The organism is Marivirga sp. (assembly GCF_024636815.1).
Lineage (GTDB): Bacteria > Bacteroidota > Bacteroidia > Cytophagales > Cyclobacteriaceae > Marivirga.
The window spans coordinates 1-20,992 of record NZ_JAGXGF010000117.1 but is presented as its reverse complement, the minus strand read 5'-3'; the positions used below and the strand labels follow the sequence as shown (position 1 = coordinate 20,992).

Sequence of the window (20,992 nt, the reverse complement as noted above, 5' to 3'; positions counted from 1 at the left end):
CAGTATATTAAAAATACTTAAAATTTGCTCCTAGCTTAATTTTTATTTAAGCTGAAGATTTAATGTATTGATTTTCCTCTACTAATTCAAAGTACTCATTGAAGAGTGATTTCGAAATTAATTTACTTTCCGCACCAGAGCCCCACTTGGCATTTAATTCAAATAACCCATTAAAAGTACGTCCTTCATAACTTTCCCCTACTTTAAAACCGGACAAGCCAGTTTTTTGGTCGGGTGCTTTATTGCATACAAAATTAATTCTATACCTATCCATGACTTTAAATTTATGTAAAGCTATACACTATAGACCTAGATGTGTACTAAAAGGTTGTAATTTCTAATTTATTAATCGACTAATAGCTAAAAATACCGGACGAGTACAAATGCTAAGGGCGTAAGACCTAAAAGAATAAAGCTTTGACAATTATATTAACCCATTATAACTAGTGTAGTTTCCAGTGTAGAATCTCATCAATATTATATGGTAAATTACATTTATTAAAAGCTTGTATAGCTTCATAATTATTTACCTTTGCAACCATGAATATTTGTCGGGAATTCATGTGGCCGTTCAAAAGCAAATAATATAGACATGAAATTTAAAACGCTTTTACTTAAGTTTCTTATTTGGCGTGTTAAGCATGTCAGCACTACCAATTTTGTGATTATCACAAGTGGTGTTATTGGTATTATAGCCGGTTTAGCAGCCGTAACGCTTAAGGAAAGTGTGCATGTGCTCCAGAATTTCCTAACTCAAGATTTCCAGCAGGAATTTGGGAATTATCTTTATCTTAGTTATCCGCTGATAGGGATAGTACTAACACTTCTTTTATCAAAATATATTTTAAAAGAAAAGCTTGGTCACGGTATTACTGATATTTTATATTCTATTTCAAAAAAATCTAGTATAGTAAAGCGAACCAAGACCTTTTCACGAATGCTTACCAGTACCTTAACTGTAGGCTTTGGTGGTTCAGTTGGTTTGGAGGCACCGATTGTGGTTACGGGGTCAGCTATAGGTTCAAATATTGGCAGGTTGGTTCATTTGAATTATAGACAACGCACCTTATTGATCGGATGTGGATCAGCAGGCGCAATTTCAGCTATATTTAATTCGCCTATAGCAGGTGTTATTTTCAGTATTGAAGTCATATTAGCTGAAGTAACTATTAGCTCATTCATCCCTTTATTAATTGCTTCCGTTTGCGGTGCTTTAGTTTCCTTAACTTTATTGGGAGATGATGTTTTGTTTTCTTTTAACCTCACAGATGAATTTGTAGCCTCAGATACTCCTTTTTATATTTTTCTTGGAATTTTTACTGGATTGGTTGCTTTATATTTTACGAAAGTTGTAGGGAAAGTAGAAGGGATGATTAAAAATGTTAAAGGTGATTTAAACAGAGCAATTTTGGGAGGAGTTTCTTTAGGGTTTTTAATATTTATTTTGCCACCTCTTTATGGAGAGGGTTATGATACGATTACTAAATTGCTTGAAGGAAATGCACAGGATATTTTAAATAATAGCTTGTTTTTTCATGATATTGAATCTTTCTTTTTAATTGCTCTTTTTGCTGCTGGAATTATTTTAGTGAAACCTATAGCTACTGCCTTAACTATTGGTTCAGGCGGTAGTGGAGGTATTTTTGCACCTTCATTATTTTTGGGTGGTGTAACAGGGTTCTTGTTTGCTTATCTAATTAATAAGATGGGAGTAACAGATCCAATCAGTCTGAGCAACTTTACTTTGGTTGGGATGAGCGGAGTCATGAGCGGAGTATTGCACGCACCATTAACTGCCATTTTCTTAATAGCTGAAATCACTAGTGGTTATACTCTTTTTGTACCGCTTATGATAGTGTCTGCTATTTCTTATAGTACTATTTCATATTTTGAAAAATATTCAATTTACACTAAGCCTTTGGTGGAAAAAGGAGATTTGATTTATCATGATAAAGATCGGCAAGTACTGAGTTTGATTGACTTGAAAAAAGTAATAGAAACTGATTTGCTTACAATCGATCCGGATGCCACTCTGGGAGAATTAGTTGATCTGGTGAGATTCTCCAAGAGAAATATATTTCCGGTAGTAAATGCGGATAGAGAATTGATGGGTATAGTTACTCTAGATGATATCAGAGAAATCATGTTTGATGAAGAATCTCGAAAAAATATTATTGTGAATACCTTAATGCATAGCCCACCTACTTTCGTTACTGGAAAGGAAAATATGCGTTCTGTGATGATGAAGTTTGAAAAGACAGGTGCTTGGAATCTCCCCGTACTAGAGGATGGTAAATATGAAGGATTTGTTTCCAAGTCCAGAATATTCAATGCCTACCGTAAAAAGCTGATTAGGCAACAAATTGAATAATTCGAATTTATGAATATTACATCTATTACTTAGGTAGTTGTTTAAAGTGAATTTTTCGCTAAGTGGTTGGCATTCTGGCTCTTGTCCACATTTGATAATAATTTAAATTGCCCTTAAAGAGCTGATTTACAGTCGTTTGTATTGTTACTGTGGATAAGTGTGGATAACTTATTCAATTTGTGGATAAAAAAACCTTTGATAACTTGAATCTTTTTTTTGTTTAAAATAAAGACTATTTAATGGTTCGTATGTAAGATTTGGAGTACATGATAAGTTGTTATATGAAATGAGAAAATAATTAAACAAAACATGTATAAGTAAAAATACCTAGGTTAACATTACCCCATTTTTAACTGTATGAATTAAATGTTTACTTTAAGTTAACTTTTGGTATAATCTTTCATGAATAAAGTTAGTTGGGTTTCATGATAAATAAAGTAATGAGAGGTTTATTGCAATATTGAAAAAATACAATTTACTGATTTTTGATAAAATTAATTGCTTCCTCAATCAATTTGTCTTTTCCGTTTGCTAAATCTGCTGAATCTAATTCTACAACTATATCAGGTTTTACCCCAAATTCAATATTATTTCCATTGGCGTCAAGTGTTCTGGTTGAAGAAAATCTATAACGCCATCCGTTTGGAAGTTCATTATTTATTGGTAGCCCGCCACCACCACCTGTTTGATCACCTATGAGCGTCACATTAGGTAGAAAGCTCATCATACTTGCAAAGAAATTTGCGGAGCTGTAACTGCTTCTGTTGATGAGTACTACTATGGGCTTATTGAATTTATAATCTTCATCACCCTCAAATTCAAGAAATTTTTCTTCGGCTTGTGAGAAATCATCATGAGCTGGTCCGGTTTTATAAAACCAATCCGCAACCTTTATCTTATCTCTTGCAAATCGATTTGCTATTGTGAAGGCATTACTGATGCTTCCGCCTCCATTATTTCTAACATCTATAATTAAGCCAGCCACTGGCCCATCTAAACTATTGATTTCAAAGCTGCCTTCTTTCTCCTTTATTAAAAATTTTAATACTAAGTAGTTCATTAGAGAAGTACTCACATTATCTGAGAAACTTTCATAATACATATAGCCTACAGAATCTATAATAGTATTATGGATAGGGCCTGAAATTTGATAGTCTTCGCTTGGTACCAAATAATTTCTTTCAATAACATCAAAATTGAAATTTGAAGGATATTTTAAAAACCAATCCCAATTTCGAGATAAGTCAATTCCTGCAGATATATTAACATGTCCATCTTCCAAAATAAAAAGCATATCTGCCAATACATTGAATAATTCTATACTATTTCTAGCCTTAATTGCTCTTGGTCGGAAAACATCTTTAGCGGAATCCCAATCAATATTTTTATCTATAAAAAAAGAATATTTCTCATCCACTGTATTCCACAAATGGTCAAAAATGGCAGCATTTTCGGGTTCAGGCTCTTCTTTTATAAAAAGTCTTTCGCATGAAGAAAATCCCCAAGCTATAAACAGCAATATGATGATGTTTTTTACTTTCATATTTTAAAGAATGTGCTAATCATGATCGAATGTTCTCCGGTTTTAATAGGATTCTGAGCTTTATAGTTTTCATAACTCCAAAAATAGTCAAGCCTTAATCCATTGCCATTTTTTAATGGATAGTATAAATAGTATTGTGCGGACCATTTGAAATAACTTCCAAAGCTTATAATTTCTCCTTCTTTCACATAATCAAAAAAACCAACCTCTTCTTTATTTACTGAAGCTGGAAATCGGGTGGAAGCAAATAAAGGACGAGTTGCATATGTCAAGAGTGGAATACTTGTAAAAGCACCCAATTCAAAATTTCTATTCCAAAGTTGGAAAGGACGAGCTATCATTAAAGCCGGAGCAATTGAGAATCTGGTTTCGATATGTTGACTGTTATTGGTGAAATTAAGATGTTGTCTTAATGCCCATTTGGCTGATAAATCAAATCCAGGTCTTATCTTCCATTTGTTATTTTCATCATCTGCCAATTTCCAATAGCGTTGATAATGACCTTCCAAGCGGAAGGTGTACATCTCTGCATTACTGACGCTGCTTGAAGGATTATTGAAATCAAATTTAGCAGAAGAAGTATTAATACTGTTTTCCTTTTCCTGAAAGTGACCTAAAATTACACCGCCTCCAATTCCTTTGTAAAGTAGGGGGGAAATTCCTTCATCGATAACATTTACATAACTCCCTCCAATACCTGTTATAAAATGAGTTTGCTTTTGAGAGTCATTAGCTTTTTTTTCTTGCCCCAAACCAAGAGAGCAATTGAAAAAAGCTATAAAGCTGAGGGAGAAAATATATAGCTTATTCAAAATCAACGATTACTTGGTTTCTTAATAAATCATCCAATGATTCTCTTTTTCGGATGAGTTGGTCTTTTCCATCGTGAACCAAAACTTCTGCAGGTCTATAGCGCGAATTATAATTGGAAGCCATGGAAAATCCATAAGCACCAGCATTTTTAATGGCTATAATATCGCCTTTTCTCACTTCTGATAATCTTCTATCAGTTCCGAATGTATCGGTTTCACAGATATATCCCACAACTGTATAAACCCTTTGCGTATCCGATGGATTTGAGATATTTTCAATATGATGATAAGCATCATACATCATTGGGCGCAACAAATGGTTCATACCAGTATCCAAGCCCACGAAAACGGTAGCAGGGGTTGTCTTAATCACATTCACTTTTGAGAGAAAATATCCTGCTTCAGAAACCAGAAATTTCCCAGGTTCGAACCAAAGCTCTAAATCTTTACCTCTTTTTTTGCAGAATTCTTTAAATCTCTTGCTTACTTCTTTACCGAGTTCCTCAATATCTGTGGTAACATCCCCTTCTTTATATGCCACTTTAAACCCACTTCCGAAATCGATAAAATCAATATCAGGGAAATCTTCAGCTGCTTCAAAAATAATTTCAGTACCTCTTAAAAATACTTCGGAATCCAAAATATCAGAACCAGTGTGGATATGCAAACCTTTAACATTGATGTTATAATTATTGATCACTCTCAAAAGATGGCGCATTTGCAATATTGAAATCCCAAATTTTGAATCAATATGACCAGTTGAAATTTTAGAATTTCCGCCAGCCATTATATGAGGATTTAATCGAATGCAAACAGGTACAGTATCATGATAGCGATGACCAAATTGCTCTAGAATAGAGATATTGTCAATATTAATCATCAATCCTAAATCCACGGCTTCCACTATTTCATCTATGGAAACGCAGTTTGGAGTGTACAAAATATCCTTGGGCTCAAACCCGGCTTTCAAACCCAAATAAGCTTCCTGTATGGATACTACATCCAGACCAGTGCCATGTTTTTTCATCCATTTCAATACAGAAACATTGCTTAAAGCCTTTGTGGCATATTTCAATTTAAGATTGATACCCGAAAAGGCATCATTTAATCTCTTAATTTGTGATGCTATTTTATCTGCATCATAAATATATAAAGGGGTGCCATATTTTTTGGCTAGTGATGTTAATACTGTATTCTCCACTGAATAATCTCTATTAAATTGTTGATTTTAAGCAATAACTATTAAATACTAATTTTGTCGTAAAATTGTTCCAAATCTTCGGGTTTACCAAATACAAAAATTGTATCTCCATTTTTTGGAGTAGTCTCAGGACCAATTTGAGTGGTCAAATCACCATTTCTCTTAAGACCAATCACTGTAACACCAAACTTATGGCGAATGTTAGTCTCAGCTATCGGTTTATCAGTTATTTCATCATTGTCCCTTTCAATTTCATAACAGGCAGTAGTTAAATTAGGAAATTCCTCCGTTAACTTCTGCATAGGATTTCTCTTGATTACACCCCTTAGCATTTCGTAATTGTCTGCTCGAACATTTCTAACAAACTCTTTAATTTTTTTCTGAGGAATGAAATATTGATTCAATACCCTAGTGAAAATTTCAACTGAGGTTTCAAATTCTTCAGGTATTACTTCATCAGCACCTAATCGTAAGTTTTCTTCAGTTTCGGCTATAAATCGAGTTCTTACTATAATATGAATAGTATTACTAATCGCCCTAATTTGGGTTACTATTCGTTTTGTTGCTAAAGGATCTGAAATGGCAATTACCACTACTTTAGCTTTATAAACACCCAAACCTTTTAAAACTTCGGGCTGGATAGCATCTCCATAATGAATGGGTTCACCTAAGCCTTTATATTTTTTAATGGTATCAGGATTCATTTCGCAAATCACATAGGGGATACCTGCACTTTTTGCTGCTTTTGCCACATTCTGTCCATTTAAACCAAACCCAATAATCACTATATGTTTGTCCAACTTTTCATCAGGGGTTTCACTGCCGTCATCTAGATTTTCAGGAAATGAGAAAAACATTTTTTGAGTTCTACTTCCTAATTTAGAAGCTAATTTACTAGCTGCTAACTTATCAGCCAATTTGGGTGAAATACCCATCATAAAAGGGGTGATACCCATTGTAAATAAAGATACTGATAAGAAATATTGGTAAGTTAAGTCTGAGATTACTGCATAAGTGATTCCTACTGTTGATAAAATAAAAGCAAACTCACCGACTTGAAATATAGAAAACCCTATCCGATAGGATGTCCTTCCAGGATAACCTAACATAGCACCTGCCAGTGTTGCAATTAGAGATTTTGCCACAACAGTAGCTACCATCAATCCCAGAATTATTAAAAAATGGTCCGCTACAAAAAAGATATCTAACAACATTCCAATCGACACAAAGAAGAAGGAAGTAAACAATTCGTGAAATGGGAGAATATTACTTGCCGCTTGATGACTGTATTCTGATTCAGAAACAATAAGACCTGCTAAAAATGCACCTAATGCGAGTGAAAGACCTAATGCAGCGCTTAACCATGCTATTGAAAAACAAATCAATACTATGACTAATATGAATAGCTCTTTACTTCTGGTTTTTGCTATCTGATAAAATAACCAGGGCACAATGTATCTAGCACTCACTAATACAAACGCAATTAAAAATGCTGCTTTCAGCACCATCATAAGGATTTCCATCCATATATTTTGTGATTCTCCAGCCAAAAGTGGAGTAAACAACATCATAGGGACTACTATAATATCTTGAAAAATAAGAATGGCTAAAATGGTTTTACCGTGTGGAGTAGTAGTTTCCCCTTTATCCTGAATGATTTTGAGTACAATAGCGGTACTACTTAACGAGAAAAGAAACCCAAGAAATATGGCAGCGCTTAAATCAAAACCAGTATTTAAAGCAATTAGCATTACTACTAATATAGTACCTACTACCTGCACAGTTCCACCTATAAAAACAGCCCTTTTAATGGAAATTAAACTTTTGATGGAAAATTCAATTCCAATAATGAAAAGTAAAAGGATGACACCAATTTCAGCAAATACCTTTACACCTTCAGTAGCGTCAATTAATTGAAAACCATAAGGTCCAGCAATAATCCCCGTAATAAGGAATCCAATGATGGGCGGCACCTTTAATCTTCTAAAAAGAAGTATTACAAAAATGGAAAGCCCTAAAATAACAACTATATCACTTAATATAGGAATATCTACATTTGCAGCTAGAATCATATTTGGTTAGTTTAACTTCAAATTTAAACATATATACTAAACTTTGGCTGTTCTAAACAAAGCTTTCTTTCTATAATATTTTAAAAAGAAGGGTTAACCTACAGTAAATTTACAATTTATGATAGTAATTATTAGCTATACTTTATGGGCTATAGTTTTCTATTAAATGTGGAGCTAAGTATTTAATTCCTTAATTTCGTAATTCTATTTAGCCAGTGGTATTATAATCATTCCTATTCTATGCAGGATTCTTTTTTCATAAAATTCAAATCAGACATCTCAAATTATAAGCTACCTGAGAAATTCACCTTTCCTTTTTCATATGAGCCTCATCCTCTTACGGAATTAGCAGCAAATGAATTACAAGAAAGCTTGAAAGCCGCTGAAATTAAAAATGAGATTAGTGGTAAAATGTATGGTGTATTAGTGGTTCAAAATGAGATTGGAGAAATAGGCTTTTTAGCCTCCTTCTCAGGTCAAGATTATGAAGGAGAACCTCCAGTCAATTTCGTTCCTCCCATTTATAACAGATTGGAAATAGAAGGTTTTTATAAAAAAGGGGAGAAGGATTTGGGAAAAATCAACCGGAAAATCAAGGAGCTTGAGGAAGACCAGAATTTCAAGAATTTGATGCATGAGCTAAAAGAGGAAAGCAAAAGATCAAATATTCAATTAAAATCAGAGCAGGAAAAGAAGCAGAAAGCAAAAGCTATAAGGAAAGAAAAGAGAGAAGAAGTAATGGTCAATTTAAGTCCTGCTGCATTTGATAAATTGGATGATCAGCTTAGAAAAGAAAGTATAAATGAAGATTATAACTATAAAAAATTAAATAAATCCTGGAAAAAGAAAATTGCTTCCATTCAATCAAAAGTGGCAGTTTATGAATCTCAAATTCAGCAATTAAAAAAGGACAGGAAAAAGAAATCCACACAACTTCAAAAACAGATATTTGACCAATACCAATTTTTGAATATAAAAGGGAAAAGAAAAAGCTTGGAGGAGGTTTTTGAACCAATTGGTTATCCGCCATCAGGCGCGGGAGATTGTGCTTTGCCCAAATTATTGCAATATGCTTTTGCTAATCAATATAAGCCGTTAGCAATGGGAGAATTTTGGTGGGGGAAAGCTCCAAAATCTGAACTAAGAAAGGAAGGACGCTTTTATCCTGCCTGCAGCGGAAAATGTAAGCCTATTTTAGGACATATGCTGAAAGGATTACATTTGGAAGAAGACCCATTATTGCAATATACAGCTGAAGATAAAGTAATTGAAACACTTTATGAAGATGAACAAATTGCCGTGATAGTAAAGCCTGCCGGCTTGCTAAGTATTCCTTCCAAGGAGATAAAAGATTCTGTATTAACTAGGATGGAGAAAAAATATCCTAAAGCAACTGGTCCGCTTTTAGCACACCGATTGGATAAATTGACTTCTGGTATAATGTTGATCAGTAAAGATTTGGAAAGCCATAAATTTTTGCAACAACAATTTATGGATAAAACGATCCAAAAGAGGTATTGCGCAGTATTGGAGGGTAAATTGAATAGAAAAGAAGGTAAGGTAAATCTACCGCTAGCAGTGGATGAAGATAATCGGCCTATGCAAAAAGTAGATTTTGAATCAGGAAGAAAAGCCTTGACAAAATGGAAATTAATCAGCCAAAATGAGGAGAGAAGCATGGTGACTTTCATTCCTGTTACCGGAAGAACTCATCAGCTAAGAGTTCATTCAGCCCATCCGCAAGGATTGGACTCCCCTATAATGGGAGATACACTTTATGGCAATAAAGCAGAAAGACTCATGTTACATGCAGAGTATATTCGATTCAAACATCCTGGAAACCAAGAACTGATGGAGTTTGAAAACAAGGCTCCATTTGGATTAGAGGTAAATCAATAAATAACCCGCAATGTTTAAAACAATGCGGGTTTAAGATTATTTGTTTTTTTATTCTAACAGAATTTTTATTTGAGTGCTCTGATTTCCCGTTCTTACTTTCACTAAATATAGTCCCTCGTTTGCTTGATTCAACTTAATTGTTTGTTTTTCCTCTTGGCTAATTTTATTAAACTTTTCAGATAAGATAAGACTGCCGTTAAGACTGTAAACTTCTACATTATATTGACCCAAATATTCATTTTCAAATGAAATATTCAATTCTTTATTATTCTTTAAAGGATTAGGGAAAGCTGAAAAACTTTTAGACAAAGGAGAGTTATTTGAAGTAATAATATTATTACTACTTGAAAACGCTACACAATTATCGATTAGAACTGCTACCGAATATTGAGCATCTTCTACTGCCAAATAAGTTTGTTCTGTGGCATTAGAGATTGAATCCCCATTAATAAACCACTGATATGCCTCTCCTTCACTAGCAGTTAATAAAACTGTAAAATCTTCACTTCTTTCTCCAGCCAGTATGGTAGGGCTGTGAATAGCACCAATTTTTATATAATCTATTTTTTCTTCCGTGAAAATGGCGCCTTGAAAATCTTGAACTGTCAATTTCACATTATAATTACCCATATTACTATAGGTCACTTCATGCGGTCCATTTCCGGATGCAGTTCTTGGTTCTGCACCTACTCCAAAATCCCACAACATATCCGCTATTGAACCAACGGATTCATTTTTAAAGGTAACCGACAGGCCTTCACAACCGGTTTGGACATTAGAAGAGAAGTTAGGGATTGCCGGGCCTGGCGAAGGGCCTAAGATTTCAAAATTATCTATTGCCATTCCTGCGTCAATAACAGCGGCATCAGTTAAGAACTTAATTCTAAAACTTACATTTCCTTCTCCGCCTAAAAATGAGACATCAGTGAATTTTCTTTCAAATTTGTTTGCTGTATTTCCACTAAAAATAGGAACTTGATTTCCGAATACTGATTGAGCATCGCTAATTTGATTATACCAACCTTCTGCTTGCTCATCGTTCAATTTAATCCAGCTTTGCCCACGGTCTAAAGTGTATTCCACTATAAATCCATCCCAATTATCTTCAAATTGATAATTGGTTTCAAAGGTGAATTCATAATTCCCTAAGCTTTCAAAATTTAACTCAGGAGTGTAGATATAAGCTTCAGAATCGTTTTCGTATTCTTCAGCATTAATGGCTGTAACAAATGCGTTTTCACCACTTGCCGTACCTTCTTTACCTGGAATTGTACTTTTCCCTAATGTAAATCCACTTCCGGAGATATTTAGAATACTAAAATCTCCGTTAGCCCCTTCCAAATTGCCACCATCTTCAAGAGTATATGGAATTTGTCTATTGGGTATTACTTTAATTAAGTTTTCCTTGATTATAGTATCTGAGCCATCAGGACTCGTAATAGTTAGTGATACATCGTAGAGACCCCCTTCAGCATATATATGAGTAGGGTTTTGTAAAGTGGATGTGGTTCCATCCCCAAAGTTCCATTCAAAAGAAGTGGCTCCTGTTGAGATGTATTCAAATTCAATCTGATCGCCAGGGTATAAAAGGCCTGATGTAGAAGAAATAAATTCTGCAGTAGGAGCAGTGGTTGTGATTTCAAAATCGTCAATTAAAACACCATCTGCTTCATAACCAGCTTCAATAAAATCTTGTTGAGCAAAAAATACAAATCTAAAATTTACCTTGGCATTACCTGTAAGAAAGCTCACATTGTAATTTACATCTACAGGGATGAAAGTGGTGTCTCCGTTTACTACCTCAATTGTTTGTAGTATCCATCCAGCATTGTTTTCTATTGGAAAAACTGTCGGACTAGATTCTTCAACATTATACCAATTGCTTGCTCTTTGATCATTTTTAACGCCCATCATTTCCCAGGATTGCCCCTCATCTAAACTGAATTGAACTTGTAATCCAAAAGGACCAGAGTCGAACAGTCCGTTTTCTTCTGTGTAGGCATTTTCCATTAGAAATTTGAATGATAATTCATGGTTTTTGGAATTATCAGAAAAGTCAAAAGTAGGTGAAATTAATGCGCTACTAATGCTGGAGGTAAGGGTTCCTATATTTTCGCTTAGTCTTGTTTTCCAGACGTTATTACCTGAAGTAGGTTGATTTAATACATTTCCCGGTTGACCATACTCCCAAACATTTTCATTGCCTGTTAAAATTATAGCATTAAAATCATTTTCGTTACTTTCGAAATTCCCTCCATCTGCAAGTAAATAAGGAAGTGGTTTAGTAGGGATATTAAGAATATTAATTTCAAAAAATTTGGTTGGAGCATTTGAAGGAGCAGTATATAACCTACCCGCTTTATCCTCAACTCCCTCAAAATAATATCGAATATTAGATTCCATTCCCGGATTTGGAATTTGTGCTGAGAAGTTTACTCCGTCACCAGTATCAGTCATTTCAATAGAAGTAGAAGTTGCAAAATCATCTAGTGAATAAACCAATACCGGATTTAATGCATTGTATCCAGTATCACTAGTAATAGATAAATTTATATTAAATGGATCGGTTAAATTATTGCTAATTTTATTGTTGTTTTCATGTTTAAGATATGTATGCACCCAACCCATATCTGCAAAAATATCTAATGAAACTCCAGGATCATGAATTGCTTCTCCAGAACCAAATTGAGGAGACATTAATGAATTTGGGTTTCCTGCAGGGTATTCATTTTCATCCAAGTGAGAATAACTCGAGCCCTGATTCCAGGTTGAGGGGGCATAAAGTTGTGGTCTTTCTCCTAAAGCTGATACTGAAATAGGACCGTCAAAATACAAATCGTTACTTGTAAATGCATCTCCCGCCTCTGTAGTACCACTTGGAATATCTGTTATCGGTGTTCCAACTCCTAATTCTACGAACTTAGTGTAGATAGAAGCATCATTATTAGCATTTAACGACCAGTTTCCTATTCCATTTTCAAAAGAGGTAGCACCTACAAAACCCAAGCCATGGCCTAATTCATGTAAGACTATTGAAACGAAGTCATATTGACCAGCAGGAGGATTACCATCAAGACCAAAATAGAAGTCAAAGTCGCTATTAAAATTTGAACTAATATCAGCATCATCAGGGGAGTTTAGGCTGTAACCAGCTAGTTTTTCAGCTAATGCTATTGGGTAAAAAGTATTATCTTCAACAGTCCCGGAAAAATCTCTAACATAATTTGTAGGACCGGCAGATCCTAATACGCCTTGACCTAATTCCGTAAAATTAGCATTAACTACAATTTGAACTGGAGATTTAAGCAATGAAGCCCAAATATCAACAGCATATTGATAAGCAATTTGAGCTTCTTCGGTGAACCCATTATAATTAACTATTATATTAGCTTGGCTTACAGTCCTTTGAAATTTCTGTTCAGAGAAATCTTTAGGGGGAGGTATAAAAGTGTCATAAGTATTATGATCAACAGGACAAATCACGGGGTCAAATTTTTTAAATACCTGGGCATTTAAACTGTTAAACCCAATAAATAGTATAGAAATGGTTAAGGTTAATGTTTTTTTCATATCTTAAATTTTAATCATTGCATTAAAATTAGTCATCTTAATTTGAAATTGTAACCTATTAGCTTTTTTCTTGTTTTAGTATAACATTAATTCAAAATTAAAATATATGCATAAATCATCACTTTTGTATTTAGTTCCTTTGTTGTTTTTTACTTTACTATCTTGTAAAAGCAATAAAAATATGAGTTCGGAAAGTCCGGAAATTATCTTTAGTTTAAATACTACCTCCTGTATGGGAGAATGCCCAGTATATGAACTTTCATTATATGGAGATAAGAAATTGGTATTTGAAGGAAAAGAGCACACCGCTTTAGAAGGCATTCATAAAAAAGAATTAACAGACGAGCAATTTGAAAAGCTCATGGGGATTATTGAAATGGCCAACTGGGTTGATTTAAAACCTACTTATAGATCCAATATGACTGATTTACCTACTCAAAATTTCATTTATAATAGGAATGGAGTCAATGCAAACGTATCTAAATATGGTTCCGAGCCAAAAGAGTTAAGAGAAATGTCGGATTTGATTTTGACATTTGTGGAGGAAGAGGTTTTCGAGCAGAAATAATTGTTTTCTAAAGCTAAATGGAGTTTTATATTATGATGACCGATTTATAAGGTTATTTGCTAATTGAATTTGCCTTCTAGGTTATTTTAGATATTTAGAAGGTAATTTTTCCCTCTCTGATTCATTGCTCCAAAAAACATTCATAATATACCACCTGTCTTTTCCTTTTAATAATTGTATACTATTTATACCTCTTCTTTCGATTTTACCATTTTCTTCGGTGCGTACAACGTAAGTGCTAAAACAGTGGGCAATATTACCGAAGGACTCTGTTATTCTAAATAGTTCTTCTTCATAGAAAGCTGTTCCTCCTCTATCCTTATTATACATGCCTATATATTCCTGAGGAGTCCAATAATTATAAACTATCTCCCCAGCTTCATTTTTCTGAGTTGGAATGAGTTTTGCATCTTCTGAAAAAAGAAATTTAAATCTTTCCCAATCTCTTTCTTGATCAGCAGGCCCTGAAATAACCTCTGTTAAAGCAGACATAATAGATTCTACGGACTGAACGTCTTTCTGATATTTTTGGGCTATTAAGCTATTTGTGGTAAAAATAGTTAAGACTAAGAGGGATAACTTAAATAATTTAATCATGGTTTTTATCTATAATTTTAATCAAATCTGTGTTACTCTTCAAAACAGTCCTTAAGATGTCTAATAAGTTTTCATAATCAGCAGAAAGTTTTTTATTTAAATCATCTGGATTATCAGACGTTTCCATTCTCATTTTATGAAAAGCCTTAAAGCCATCCACCATTTTTTGGATATCCTTGTTTTGATCTTTTAGGCGTTTGATTTTTTCATCTGAATTATGATTCCCTTTCAATGCAATAACCCGATCTTTTAATCCTTGAATAGGAAAGCTTTCCTCAAAAATTTTAAAAGGATTTTTCTCTTGATTGAATTTCTTTGAAGAGTACTGTAAATCATCATTTACTATTTGATGGATATCAATGCCAAAATAATCCGCTATTTTAACCAAATTTTCAATGCTGGGCTGTGCAAGTTCTTTTTCATAGGAAGCAATATTACCTCTTTTCAATCCCACAGCCTCTGCCATAGCGGTTTGACTTAATCCTTTTTCAGTCCTTAAATATTTTATATTGTCTGATATTTTTGTCATTTGTTAACAATATTAACATTTTATGACTAAAAATGACAAAAAATGTAACATTTTATTTTAAAACGGGTTAAACTAGGTAGACAATAAATAAAAACTTAAAATTATATCGCTATGAATAACGGAGTAAAAATTTTGACAGGATTTAGTTTAGGATTGTTAGCAGGAGCAGTTGCTGGTCTATTATATGCACCTGAAAAAGGAGATAAGACTAGAAAAAAACTGAAAAAGAATGTTGATAAATCTTATAAAGATTCAATGAAAAAAATCGATGAATTGAAATCAACACTAAATAAAGAGATTGATAGTGTTTCTAGTAAAGGAAAAGAAACTATTGATCAATTAAAAGAATCAGTTAATTACAAGAATTAATTTCAGCTGATTTTTCAAAATTGATCTTGATTAAAATAAAGTATAAAGAATTAAATATATGAGTACAACAGTAGAAAAAAGATATAGAAAATTAGGTTTTGATAAATCAGAAACTGAAAGGCTTGTAGAGGTAATGAATGCTTTATTAGCAAATTATCATCTTCATTATCAAAAATTAAGAAATTTTCACTGGAATGTAAAAGGTGCTGATTTCTTTGATTTACATGAACAATTTGAAGAAAGATATGACATTGCCAAAGAGAGCATAGATGAGATAGCCGAAAGAATTAGAGTTTTTGGTCATACACCGCTTAGTAATATAAGTGATTATATGGAGCACTCTAACATTAAGGAATCCCCCACTGATTTACCTGCAGAAGATATGGTGCAGGAAATACTTAAAGATTATCAAATATTACTTTCATACCTAACAGATGCAATGAATGCAGCTATTGATATAGGAGATGTAGGTACTGAAGATATGTTGAATACATTCATTCAGGATATGGAAAAACATCACTGGATGTTAAGTTCCTTCTTAGGGAAATAATCTATTTAAATCTGAAGAACTAAAGCTGAATCCGTAAAAAGGTTCAGCTTTTTTTATGTCCCATAATATTTATTGCCTATAAATCTGAATTTACAAATTAGAGTCGAACCCAGATTATAAAGTTTTATTCTCTAAAATGAGGAAAAAAGACAGGTTTTAATATGCTTTTTTTAGATTTGTAATCAACAATGAAAACCCTTAAACTAGACATACCCGCAGGAAAGAAATTATATTTCGCTTCAGATTTTCATTTAGGTGTGCCCAACTTAAAAGAGAGTCATTTAAGAGAGCAAAGAATAGTCCGTTGGATGGATCAAATTCAAGAGGATGCCGCAGCTTTGTTTTTAGTAGGTGATATTTTTGATTTCTGGCATGAGTATAAAAAAGTTATTCCCAAGGGCTTTATTCGGTTCCAGGGCAAACTGGCAGAATTAGCTGATTCCGGCCTGCCAATTTATTTATTCACCGGCAACCATGACATGTGGATGTTTGGTTATTTTAAAGAAGAATTAGGTATTGATGTTTTTCGAGAACCTATCACTTTAATGACTAATGATAAGAAGATTCTTATTGGTCATGGAGATGGGTTAGGGCCAGGAGATAAACAGTATAAGTTTCTTAAAAAGGTATTCGCTAATAAATTATGCCAATGGCTTTTCAAGCAAATTCATCCTGACCTGGGAATTAGGATTGCTAACAAGTGGTCCGCAAGCAGTAGAATAAGTAGCAGTACCGATGAAACAGAAGAATTTCTGGGTAATGGGGAATGGTTGTGGACCTACGCTCAAGAAATTGAAAAAGATAATCACCACGATTATTATGTATTCGGACATAGACATTTACCTCTCGATTTGGAGGTGAATGAAAATTCACGCTATATAAATTTAGGGGAGTGGGTTAATTATAATACTTTTGCATCTTTTAATGGCAAAGAATTTGTGTTAGATAAATTTGATAAAGAATAATTACCACATTAAAATATGACAAGAGTTTTACTTATACTTTCTTTTTTTTGTTTTACACTATCCTTTTCCTATGCTCAGAAAAGTAAAAGAGATAGTGTTGAGGTGGAAAGTATTGAAAGGGAAGGAAGAGTTAATTACCCTAAAAAGTTGTTGGTGAATCCTGAATTTGATTTTAAACTAAAGAAAACTGAAACAGGAATGTTTACCATTAGCTTTTATAAGGAAAATAATAAATCTACTACCATTAAGATTTATGATTTAATAGGTAATTTAATTAAACAAGAAACAGTATCTGAGTCAGGTTTATTTACTAAGGAATATGATTTGAGATACTATAATCCAAAATTCTTTATAGTTGAAGCTGGTGGTTCACAGTACAATAAGACCAAATCTATTATAGTAGAATAAATATTTATTATTCTCGCTATCGGACTTCAAATTTTAATGGGTAAATAAAAAAGGGATGAGTAGTCATCCCTTACTTTATACCTTGTCCAAACTTTATTAACATGCCCCAATTTATATACTAAAAAAACTCTGTTATTCCACAGTAACGGACTTAGCTAAATTCCTAGGCTGATCCACATTACAATTCCTCATAACTGCTATGTGATAAGATAAAAGTTGTAATGGAATAGTTGAAACCATAGGCATTAAAGCTTCATGTGTTCCAGGAACTTCTATGGTGTGATCTACCATGCCTGGAATCAAAGAATCACCCTCTGAAACTACCGCTATAACCTTTCCTTTTCTGGCTTTAACTTCCTGAATGTTGGAAACAATTTTATCGTAAGAACTATCTCTTGTAGCAATTACAACAACTGGCATTTCCTCATCAATTAAGGCAATAGGACCATGTTTCATTTCTGCAGCTGGATAACCCTCTGCATGGATATAAGAGATCTCTTTTAATTTTAAAGCACCCTCCAATGCAACAGGGAAATTATAACCTCTACCTAAATACAAAAAGTTTCTAGAATCTTTATAGATTTCAGCTATCTTTTTGACTTGCTCATCAGTTTTTAAAGCTTTCTCTACTTTTTTAGGAATATTTTCTAAATCAACCAAGATTTCTCTATAACGCTGTTCTGCTATAGTCCCTTTTAACAAGGCAGTTTTAAGTGCAATCATAGTTAAAACTGTTAACTGAGCCGTAAAAGCTTTTGTACTAGCTACCCCAATTTCAGGTCCTGCGTGCGTGTAAACTCCTTCATGAGAAACTCTAGAAATAGAAGATCCAACCACATTACAAACTCCTAAAACAATTGCTCCTTTAGATTTTGCCAATTCCATGGCTGCTAAAGTATCAGCTGTTTCACCGGATTGAGAAATAGCAAATACAATATCACCTTCGCGTATAACAGGATTTCTGTATCGGAACTCTGAAGCATATTCTACTTCAACAGGTATTCTGCAAAACTCTTCAAAAATGTATTCCGCTACTAAGCCTGCGTGCCATGAAGTACCACAAGCTACAATTACTATTCTTTCAGCATTAATTAGAGCAGTGGCATAATCTCTTATTCCTCCTAACACTAATTTAGCTTCATCCGCAATTAATCTTCCTCTAAAGCAATCCTTAATAGATTTTGGCTGCTCAAAGATTTCTTTCAACATAAAATGTTCAAATCCGCCTTTTTCAATAGCCTCCAATTCCATATCCACTTTTTGAATATATGGAGTGGTTTTAACATCCTTAGTATCTCTTATACTGATTTCACCATCTCTTATAACCGCAATTTCATAGTCATTTAAATAGATAACTTCATTGGTATATTCTACTATAGGTGTAGCATCCGAAGCCAAGAAAAACTCATCTTTCCCTACACCAATTACTAATGGGCTTCCTTTACGAGCTGCAATTAATTGGTTAGGATGATTAGTGGACATTATCACAATGGCATAAGCGCCAATTACTTTTGTTAACGCCAATCTTACGGCTTCTTCCAAAGTGCCATCATTATTTTTATAGATATCTTCTATAAAGTTGATGAATACTTCAGAATCGGTTTCACTTTTAAAAGTGTAGCCTTTATTCTCCAAATCTGTTTTAAGTGAAGAATAATTTTCAATAATTCCGTTATGAATAATGGCTAAATCACCACTTTCAGAGAAATGGGGGTGAGCATTTTCATCACTAGGTGCGCCATGTGTAGCCCATCTTGTATGACCAATACCAATAGTACTTTTAGTGTTTTTATCTTTCAGATGAGCTTCAAGTTCGCTTACTTTTCCTTGCTTTTTATATACATTAAGAACATTGTCATTCATCAATGCAATACCTGCACTGTCGTATCCTCTATATTCTAATCTTTTTAATCCTTTAATGATAATCTCAGAAGCATTCTGATGACCTACATATGCTACAATTCCACACATATTGTAAATTATTTAAAAGTGGTATAATAAATTTTTAATTTAATATTTTCTTTATCGACTAAAAAGTGGTCGAAATTTCCAATATTGATCTTTGGAGTTTCCTTAAATGGAGTTTCATTTCTTCTTATGAACTGGCCAGTAAACATAAAATTATATTCTTCCTCCCATAGCTCAGGACTTAAATATATTTCTTGTAAGAAAAAGCTAATATCTCCTTTAATTTCCTTTTTGTTATTATCAAAAGATAAATTGATAGGGGATGAGGCATCATTCGGATTTACTGGAGCACCATTAGTATTGAAATTAGACTGAAGTGCCCAAAAATCTTCTCCCTTTTTAACTATGTTGCCATTTTCATTCAAAATATAAGGGATCACATTCTGTACGGGTCTTTTTTGAATACTCATGGTGTTTTCTACTGTAAATTCATCACTACTTATCGCAATCTCTGCTTTATTAATTTGCATGGATTGTTGTAAGGTGTCTATAAAATTCAAGTAGTTTCCTAAATCCAATCTAGGTGAAATCCCCATCAGATTATTGAAATATGCTTTTGATGGATCAGATAAATTAAATGACTTTTTTCCGGAATAATCAGAAGGAACCAGTGAGCCGGGCGTATAATCAATATGTGTGAAACTAGAGCCGGATAAAGCAAAAGTCACGCTTTTAAGAGTGTCCTGACCAGGGGCCTCATAAATCACTTCAATATAAGAGTCGTTACTCGCTAAATTGATAGCCTGTAAGTTATTATTTCCGGCCGCTACTTCAACTTTAAAACCTCTTAAAGCATTATAGATATCGATTCTATTTAGGTCCTCATCTCTAATTCTATTTAGCATGCTATTACCCAGGCTATTATTCAATTGAACATAATCAGGAATGGTATCTGTAGGATTAACCACAATTTCTTGATCTAAAGAAACTTGATTTCCAACGGGGATTTGATCGTAAATAGTATAGAGTTCCCCGCTAATAGCTAAGGTGTCATCTAATTGACTAACAATAAAGTTCTGAGCTTTGTCAAAATCACTTCCGTAATAATAGTTTAAACCCAATTTAAGTCGAGTTTGAACGGCTATAGCACCAATAGGAACACTATCTCTAACAAATTCGCTATCCAATAGAGCACCAAAATAAGCTTGAGCTGCAAAATCCCCAATTTCTGGGCTGTTTTGATGACCTACAAATATTTGTCCTCTTGAACCTGCGACTTCATTACTACTAATTAGGAGAGAATCGTAAGCGCTATGTGTTACTTCAAGAGGAATTTCGATATACCTTATTTCAGTATTATTCCCTCCTGGCACTAAATCACTCTCTACTTCAATAGGTTCTTCGCATGAGGCGAAAAAAAAGGCCAGCAGGATAGCTGGCCCTGTAATAATTGAGGCGGCAATATTAGCCTGCCAATTCTGTATATAAATTGAAATAGGATTCTTCAAAATCTTCTCCTTTTTCAATGGTGTCAACTTTCTTTTCTTTGTCGAATGTTGAAAATAATTCATCAAGGTTTCCTTTAAACTCATCACCTGCTTTAATAACTGCATCTGCATATTCTGCACCG

At 33.7% G+C, this 20,992-nt stretch carries 17 protein-coding genes; 7 read left to right on the top strand and 10 right to left on the bottom strand.

From position 1 onward, the window contains the following. Positions 1 to 46 precede the first annotated feature (46 nt). On the bottom strand, positions 47 to 274 hold the full coding sequence (locus Q0L29_RS09030) for a hypothetical protein (RefSeq protein WP_296620992.1): 228 nt from the start codon (positions 272 to 274) through the stop codon (positions 47 to 49). 318 nt (positions 275 to 592) lie between these two features. On the opposite strand from Q0L29_RS09030, the gene Q0L29_RS09025 reads away from it, so the two are divergent. Next, complete coding sequence (locus tag Q0L29_RS09025; RefSeq protein WP_296620991.1) at positions 593 to 2,371, top strand: chloride channel protein; 1,779 nt, start codon at positions 593 to 595, stop codon at positions 2,369 to 2,371. Between the two features lie 475 nt (positions 2,372 to 2,846). On the opposite strand, the gene Q0L29_RS09020 is transcribed toward Q0L29_RS09025, so the two are convergent. Genes Q0L29_RS09020 through Q0L29_RS09005 form a run of 4 tightly spaced genes read right to left on the bottom strand, consistent with a single transcriptional unit; the run spans position 2,847 to position 7,999 of the window. Continuing rightward, complete coding sequence (locus Q0L29_RS09020) at positions 2,847 to 3,914, bottom strand: S41 family peptidase (protein ID WP_296620989.1); 1,068 nt, start codon at positions 3,912 to 3,914, stop codon at positions 2,847 to 2,849. After that, a complete protein-coding gene (locus Q0L29_RS09015) occupies positions 3,911 to 4,726 on the bottom strand; it encodes a hypothetical protein (protein WP_296620987.1) in 816 nt (271 codons plus the stop codon). The genes Q0L29_RS09020 and Q0L29_RS09015 overlap by 4 nt, the downstream gene beginning before the upstream one ends. Beyond that, a complete protein-coding gene (gene lysA / locus Q0L29_RS09010) occupies positions 4,719 to 5,927 on the bottom strand; it encodes a diaminopimelate decarboxylase (RefSeq protein WP_296620985.1) in 1,209 nt (402 codons plus the stop codon). Before lysA ends, Q0L29_RS09015 begins: the two co-directional genes overlap by 8 nt. Before the next feature lie 41 nt (positions 5,928 to 5,968). Further along, positions 5,969 to 7,999 (bottom strand): cation:proton antiporter, encoded by a 2,031-nt coding sequence (locus Q0L29_RS09005; RefSeq protein ID WP_296620983.1) that lies wholly within the window; start codon positions 7,997 to 7,999, stop codon positions 5,969 to 5,971. Between the two features lie 240 nt (positions 8,000 to 8,239). On the opposite strand from Q0L29_RS09005, the gene Q0L29_RS09000 reads away from it, so the two are divergent. Next, a complete protein-coding gene (locus tag Q0L29_RS09000; protein ID WP_296620981.1) occupies positions 8,240 to 9,898 on the top strand; it encodes an RluA family pseudouridine synthase in 1,659 nt (552 codons plus the stop codon). Between the two features lie 48 nt (positions 9,899 to 9,946). Here the strand turns inward: Q0L29_RS09000 and Q0L29_RS08995 are convergent, their stop codons facing one another. Next, positions 9,947 to 13,468: a PKD domain-containing protein gene (locus Q0L29_RS08995; RefSeq protein ID WP_296620979.1), complete on the bottom strand. Its 3,522-nt coding sequence runs from the start codon at positions 13,466 to 13,468 to the stop codon at positions 9,947 to 9,949. A 106-nt stretch (positions 13,469 to 13,574) separates the two neighbouring features. Here Q0L29_RS08995 and Q0L29_RS08990 point away from each other — a divergent pair, with 106 nt between their 5' ends. Further along, complete coding sequence (locus Q0L29_RS08990) at positions 13,575 to 14,036, top strand: DUF6438 domain-containing protein (RefSeq protein ID WP_296620977.1); 462 nt, start codon at positions 13,575 to 13,577, stop codon at positions 14,034 to 14,036. Positions 14,037 to 14,117: 81 nt separating this feature from the next. On the opposite strand, the gene Q0L29_RS08985 is transcribed toward Q0L29_RS08990, so the two are convergent. Together Q0L29_RS08985 and Q0L29_RS08980 are read right to left on the bottom strand one after the other, a co-directional pair. Continuing rightward, entirely contained in the window at positions 14,118 to 14,633 is a 516-nt protein-coding gene (locus Q0L29_RS08985) for a hypothetical protein (RefSeq protein ID WP_296620974.1), read from the bottom strand. After that, a complete protein-coding gene (locus Q0L29_RS08980) occupies positions 14,626 to 15,162 on the bottom strand; it encodes a helix-turn-helix transcriptional regulator (RefSeq protein ID WP_296620972.1) in 537 nt (178 codons plus the stop codon). Before Q0L29_RS08980 ends, Q0L29_RS08985 begins: the two co-directional genes overlap by 8 nt. Before the next feature lie 111 nt (positions 15,163 to 15,273). Here Q0L29_RS08980 and Q0L29_RS08975 point away from each other — a divergent pair, with 111 nt between their 5' ends. The 4 genes from Q0L29_RS08975 to Q0L29_RS08960 all read left to right on the top strand — a co-directional run bounded on the left by Q0L29_RS08975 (position 15,274) and on the right by Q0L29_RS08960 (position 17,454). Continuing rightward, on the top strand, positions 15,274 to 15,531 hold the full coding sequence (locus Q0L29_RS08975) for a YtxH domain-containing protein (RefSeq protein WP_296620971.1): 258 nt from the start codon (positions 15,274 to 15,276) through the stop codon (positions 15,529 to 15,531). 58 nt (positions 15,532 to 15,589) lie between these two features. Continuing rightward, positions 15,590 to 16,081, top strand: a complete 492-nt coding sequence (locus Q0L29_RS08970) for a DNA starvation/stationary phase protection protein (protein ID WP_296620969.1) — start codon at positions 15,590 to 15,592, stop codon at positions 16,079 to 16,081. A 188-nt stretch (positions 16,082 to 16,269) separates the two neighbouring features. Then, positions 16,270 to 17,046 (top strand): UDP-2,3-diacylglucosamine diphosphatase, encoded by a 777-nt coding sequence (locus Q0L29_RS08965; RefSeq protein ID WP_296620967.1) that lies wholly within the window; start codon positions 16,270 to 16,272, stop codon positions 17,044 to 17,046. Positions 17,047 to 17,061: 15 nt separating this feature from the next. Then, positions 17,062 to 17,454: a hypothetical protein gene (locus tag Q0L29_RS08960; RefSeq protein ID WP_296620965.1), complete on the top strand. Its 393-nt coding sequence runs from the start codon at positions 17,062 to 17,064 to the stop codon at positions 17,452 to 17,454. 132 nt (positions 17,455 to 17,586) lie between these two features. On the opposite strand, the gene glmS is transcribed toward Q0L29_RS08960, so the two are convergent. Together glmS and Q0L29_RS08950 are read right to left on the bottom strand one after the other, a co-directional pair. Next, on the bottom strand, positions 17,587 to 19,425 hold the full coding sequence (glmS, locus tag Q0L29_RS08955; protein ID WP_296620963.1) for a glutamine--fructose-6-phosphate transaminase (isomerizing): 1,839 nt from the start codon (positions 19,423 to 19,425) through the stop codon (positions 17,587 to 17,589). Between the two features lie 8 nt (positions 19,426 to 19,433). After that, positions 19,434 to 20,870 (bottom strand): hypothetical protein, encoded by a 1,437-nt coding sequence (locus Q0L29_RS08950; RefSeq protein WP_296620961.1) that lies wholly within the window; start codon positions 20,868 to 20,870, stop codon positions 19,434 to 19,436. Positions 20,871 to 20,992: the final 122 nt, after the last annotated feature.

What these genes read in the sequence shown, in the direction of transcription:
- Q0L29_RS08975 (WP_296620971.1), top strand. Translation starts at nt 15,274, where the DNA reads ATGAATAACGGAGTAAAAATTTTGACAGGATTTAGTTTAGGATTGTTA.
- Q0L29_RS09025 (WP_296620991.1), top strand. Translation starts at nt 593, where the DNA reads ATGAAATTTAAAACGCTTTTACTTAAGTTTCTTATTTGGCGTGTTAAG.
- Q0L29_RS08995 (WP_296620979.1), bottom strand. Translation starts at nt 13,468, where the DNA reads ATGAAAAAAACATTAACCTTAACCATTTCTATACTATTTATTGGGTTT.
- Q0L29_RS09030 (WP_296620992.1), bottom strand. Translation starts at nt 274, where the DNA reads ATGGATAGGTATAGAATTAATTTTGTATGCAATAAAGCACCCGACCAA.
- Q0L29_RS09020 (WP_296620989.1), bottom strand. Translation starts at nt 3,914, where the DNA reads ATGAAAGTAAAAAACATCATCATATTGCTGTTTATAGCTTGGGGATTT.
- Q0L29_RS08985 (WP_296620974.1), bottom strand. Translation starts at nt 14,633, where the DNA reads ATGATTAAATTATTTAAGTTATCCCTCTTAGTCTTAACTATTTTTACC.
- Q0L29_RS09000 (WP_296620981.1), top strand. Translation starts at nt 8,240, where the DNA reads ATGCAGGATTCTTTTTTCATAAAATTCAAATCAGACATCTCAAATTAT.
- glmS (WP_296620963.1), bottom strand. Translation starts at nt 19,425, where the DNA reads ATGTGTGGAATTGTAGCATATGTAGGTCATCAGAATGCTTCTGAGATT.
- Q0L29_RS08960 (WP_296620965.1), top strand. Translation starts at nt 17,062, where the DNA reads ATGACAAGAGTTTTACTTATACTTTCTTTTTTTTGTTTTACACTATCC.
- Q0L29_RS08970 (WP_296620969.1), top strand. Translation starts at nt 15,590, where the DNA reads ATGAGTACAACAGTAGAAAAAAGATATAGAAAATTAGGTTTTGATAAA.
- Q0L29_RS08980 (WP_296620972.1), bottom strand. Translation starts at nt 15,162, where the DNA reads ATGACAAAAATATCAGACAATATAAAATATTTAAGGACTGAAAAAGGA.
- Q0L29_RS08990 (WP_296620977.1), top strand. Translation starts at nt 13,575, where the DNA reads ATGCATAAATCATCACTTTTGTATTTAGTTCCTTTGTTGTTTTTTACT.
- Q0L29_RS09005 (WP_296620983.1), bottom strand. Translation starts at nt 7,999, where the DNA reads ATGATTCTAGCTGCAAATGTAGATATTCCTATATTAAGTGATATAGTT.
- Q0L29_RS08965 (WP_296620967.1), top strand. Translation starts at nt 16,270, where the DNA reads ATGAAAACCCTTAAACTAGACATACCCGCAGGAAAGAAATTATATTTC.